The organism is Vicinamibacteria bacterium, assembly GCA_035620555.1.
GTDB lineage: Bacteria > Acidobacteriota > Vicinamibacteria > Marinacidobacterales > SMYC01 > DASPGQ01.
Map to the genome: position 1 here is coordinate 1 of DASPGQ010000262.1, position 4,222 is coordinate 4,222.

A 4,222-nucleotide genomic window follows, 5' to 3' on the forward strand; every position below is an offset into this window, starting at 1 on the left:
AACCTGGGGCTCCCGCGACTCGGAGTCGTGGGAGCGGGTTGGGCCACGTTCGTGTCCCGGGTCTTCATGGCGCTAGCCATGATCGGATGGGTTCTTTTGCATCAGGGGAAAGAGCTCCGCAGAACGTCTTTCGCTCCCGAGTGGGTGCGTTTCCGACGTTTGTTCGATCTGGGAGTCCCCGCGGCCTTTCAGATCACTCTCGAGCTCGGCCTCTTCGCCGTGGCGACCGGCCTCGCGGGCCGGCTCGATCCCGCCTCGCTCGCGGCGCATCAGGTTGCCATCACCGTGGCCTCGACGACGTTCATGGTTCCTCTCGGCGTTTCCTCCGCGGCCGCCGTTCGTGTGGGGCGTGCCGTTGGCCGACACGACCCCGAGGCAATCGCTCGCTCCGGCTGGACCGCGATTCTTCTCGGCGTCTCGTTCATGGCGACGGCGATGCTCACCCTGTTGCTCGTGCCGCGGCATATCATCGGCCTATTCACCGCCGATGGCGACGTCCTCTCCGTTGGTATCTCGCTGCTCCGGGTGGCCGCGTTCTTCCAGCTCTTCGATGGACTTCAGGTGGTTACCATCGGAGTACTCCGAGGCCTCGGAGACACGCGAACACCCATGTTTGCTTCCCTCGCGGGCTATTGGGTCCTGGGTCTTCCGGTGGGATACACGCTCACGTTCACTCTGGATCGAGGCGTATCGGGGCTCTGGGTAGGCATGCTCGTCGGGCTCGCTAGCGTCGGAGCCGTCCTCCTCGGGGTTTGGGTGCGCCGGCTTCGCAAGCTGACTTCGAGCGGCATGGCGCGCTAGCAGGGTGATAATAACCCAGCCCACCCTGCGCGAGCGGAGCGAGCCCGGCGCGCTGGCCGCGCCGTAAACAGATCGAGCCGTGGCGGCTGATCGATCGCGGGTCCCGCCACGGCACTGAGCTCTCTGATGAGTCAGCTCAAAAGAAAAAGGGGCGAGGCCGTCCCCCAACCATGGACAAAATCGTCCACTTCGGCCTCGCCCCACCGAACCGTTCCGAAACAGCTGTTCCAAGAACCGTTCTGAATCGAAACGCCGGTCCCGTTAAAGACGAGCAATTAAAGCTGATTGCAAACCGCTTGCCACAGGAGGCCTAGGTCAGGCTGAAGAAGGCGAGCGGGCTTCTATCGGCGAGACGTGGAGTAGGCGTCCGCCTCGATCTCGTGAGGCCGTCGGTCGTGAGCCGGCCACCCCGAGACGAAAGCGGGAACCCCGGAGGCGAATGCGAGCCAGTTCACCCGAAAGATGCCGAAGTGTCGTTCGTCGATGGAAGAGCCTCGCTCCGCTTGCAGGCTGTGTACGAGCTCGTGCCCCAAGACGCTTCGGTCGTCGTAGTCGGCCTCCCGTATCCAGACCACTCCCGGCACGTAGAATCCACGCGTCGCTCCCGTGTCAGAAACGTTCTCGAAGACGAGGCTTCCGCTCAGTAGAGACCGGGAGGCGTCGAGGCGATAAGGGTCACCAGCGAGCAGGTAATAACTGGAAAAGGCGGCGTTGATTGCGTCGATCTCGATGTCGGGCTCGTCCAACCACTCGATATGGACGAAGGAGTAGGTCAGCTCCCAATGGGTCAGGAGGGTTCGATCGAACACCGGCTTTCCGTCGAGCGATCGCTTCGTGGTGAGCGCCGACTTTTGCGCGAGTGCCTTGCCGACGAGCGCCCAATCCGGGTTGCGCCCGGTGATGCAGTAGCCCGTGTGGGCCAAGGCACCCGAGACCGCTCCGTCGGCGAGCGCGGTCTTGATCGCGCGGCCGGGTGATTCTCCGTGAAAGATTTGCCCGAAAAAACTGACGGCGACGTTGAATCCGACTTGCCCCGCGATGAGCTTCGGATCCGTCCATTGCGCTTCGACGCTCCGCCCGGAGGTCAAAAAGACGACCGCCAGAATCCCGATCGGTCGGCACCTCATGTTTCTTCCATTACGCAAGTTCGCTGCCATATCGGCGAAGCGTCGGAAAGTACCATGACCCAGTGGGTTAGAGTTAGCGCTCCGATCGGGTCCGTGGGGGAATGCCCCTATCTCCTCGCCGGTTGCGTAAATTTACGCGGCCGCTCGCCCGGCTTCGATAGTGTTTCCCCTCTCGACTCCAGTTCGGGGTTAAGATCGTGACGATGTCTCTCGTGCTCGACGGCCGGAGCTTGACGCTCGATGAGATTCGGAGCGTTTCGTTCGGTGAGGCCGAGGTGGCGCTTTCGCCCGACGCCCGCTCGCGGGTGCGTGCCTCGCGGGAGGTCGTCGAGCAGATCTTGCTGAGCGAGAACGTCGTGTATGGCATCAACACCGGTTTCGGGAACTTTCGTAACGTGGTCATCCCGAGGAAAGACCTGGACGAGCTGCAGCTCAATTTGGTCCGAAGCCACGCGGCCGGAGTGGGAGAGGCGTTCCCCGAGAGTGTGGTTCGGACGATTCTGCTGCTACGGGTGAATACGCTCGCGGCAGGCTTCTCCGGCATCGACCCGGAAACGCTCGATGCCCTCGTCGCGATGTTGAACCGGGGGGTCCATCCCGTCGTTCCCCAGAAGGGATCGGTGGGCGCAAGCGGCGACCTCGCTCCTCTCGCCCACGTCGCGCTCGCGCTCGTCGGAGAGGGTGATGCGGTTTTCGGCGGAGAGCGACTTCCGAGCACCGAAGCCCTTCGCCGAGCGGGGCTGTCCCCGGTGAGGCTTCACCCGAAGGACGGGCTCGCGCTCATCAACGGGACGCAGGTCATTACCGCGCTCCTCGCCCATGCCGTCCTGCTCGCGCGGCGACTCGTTCGTTGCGCCGACGTCATCGGGGCCCTCACCCTCGACACGCTGCTCGGAACCGACGTCGCATTCGATCCCAGAATCCACGAAGCGCGGCCTCACCCGGGACAGCGGACGACGGCGGAGAACTTGAGACGGCTCCTCGAGGGCAGCGCCATGAGAAAGTCGCATGAAAGCTGCGACCGGGTGCAGGACAGCTATTCGCTGCGCTGCATGCCGCAGATTCATGGCGCGGTTCGAGACGCGCTCGACTACGTGGAAGGTGTCCTGAACATCGAGATGAACAGCGCGACGGACAACCCCATGATCTTCGTGGAAACGAAGGAGGTCCTCTCCGGGGGCAACTTTCACGGCCAGCCGGTGGCGCTTGCCTCGGACTTCCTCACGATTGCCCTCGCCGAGCTCGGTGCGGTCAGCGAGCGCAGGACGGAAAGACTGGTGAATCCCGCTCTTTCGGAGCTTCCCGCATTTCTCGTAAAGGAAGGCGGACTCAACTCGGGGTTCATGATCCTCCAGGTTGCGGCGGCCGCGCTCGCCTCGGAGAACAAAGTTCTGTCCCATCCCGCGAGTGTGGACAGCATTCCCACTTCGGCGAATCAAGAAGATCACGTCAGTATGGGGGTCACCGCGGCGAGAAAGACCAACGAGGTCGCGAGCAATCTCGCGAACATCCTGGCGATCGAGCTCCTGGCCGCTGCCCAGGCTCTCGACCTCAGGCGTCCCTTGACGACTTCCCCGGCGCTCGAGGCCGTGCACGCTCGGCTTCGGGAAAAGGTTCCCCACTACGATCGCGACCGCCCCCACCACCCCGACGTTCGGGAAGCGACCCGTCTCGTCGAGTCGGGAGCCATCGTCGAAGCGGCTTCTTCGCATGTCGGAGGGATGGGCTGAAGTTTGTGATGGGCAGTTACAGCGCAGCCATCGCGCGGCCCGTGGTCCGGAAGATTCTTCGGGCATCGAACCTTCGACGGAAAGGAGATTAGACCATGCCGGCATCGACTCGAGTCGTCCGCGCCCCTCGGGGAGTGGAGCTCAGCTGCAAGGCCTGGCCCCAGGAAGCCGCCTATCGGATGATCCAGAACAACCTCGATTCCGAAGTCGCGGAACGGCCCGAGGAGCTCGTGGTCTACGGCGGTACGGGCAAGGCGGCGCGGAGCTGGGAGGACTTCGACCGTATCCTGAGCGCGCTCAGAGATCTGGAATCGGACGAGACGCTTCTGGTTCAGTCCGGCCGCCCTGTGGGCATTGCCGCCACGCACCCCGATGCCCCCCGGGTTCTCATCGCGAACTCGTTGCTGGTACCCCACTGGGCCACCTGGGAGGAGTTCCGGAGGCTCGAGGCTCTGGGGCTCACAATGTTCGGCCAGATGACGGCGGGGAGCTGGATCTACATCGGAACGCAGGGAATTCTCCAGGGGACCTACGAGACGTTCGGCGCGTGCGCCCGCGAACGTT

General features: G+C 63.5%; 4 protein-coding genes. 3 read left to right on the forward strand and 1 reads right to left on the reverse strand.

Features of this window, described 5'->3' with window-relative positions; translation table 11 throughout:
• Positions 1-801 (forward strand): MATE family efflux transporter (locus VEK15_10890; GenBank protein HXV61190.1); only part of this gene is annotated, 801 nt, incomplete at its 5' end.
• Between the two features lie 341 nt (positions 802-1,142).
• Here VEK15_10890 and VEK15_10895 read toward each other — a convergent pair.
• Positions 1,143-1,928 (reverse strand): hypothetical protein, encoded by a 786-nt coding sequence (locus VEK15_10895; protein ID HXV61191.1) that lies wholly within the window; start codon positions 1,926-1,928, stop codon positions 1,143-1,145.
• A gap of 203 nt (positions 1,929-2,131) precedes the next feature.
• Here VEK15_10895 and hutH point away from each other — a divergent pair, with 203 nt between their 5' ends.
• Both hutH and VEK15_10905 read left to right on the forward strand, forming a co-directional pair.
• Entirely contained in the window at positions 2,132-3,658 is a 1,527-nt protein-coding gene (hutH, locus tag VEK15_10900) for a histidine ammonia-lyase (GenBank protein HXV61192.1), read from the forward strand.
• A gap of 95 nt (positions 3,659-3,753) precedes the next feature.
• Positions 3,754-4,222: urocanate hydratase (locus tag VEK15_10905; GenBank protein ID HXV61193.1), on the forward strand; the 469-nt coding region annotated here is incomplete at its 3' end.

Bases quoted from the DNA above. Each gene is read 5' to 3' on its own strand.
- hutH (HXV61192.1), top strand. From the start codon at position 2,132: ATGTCTCTCGTGCTCGACGGCCGGAGCTTGACGCTCGATGAGATTCGG.
- VEK15_10895 (HXV61191.1), bottom strand. From the start codon at position 1,928: ATGAGGTGCCGACCGATCGGGATTCTGGCGGTCGTCTTTTTGACCTCC.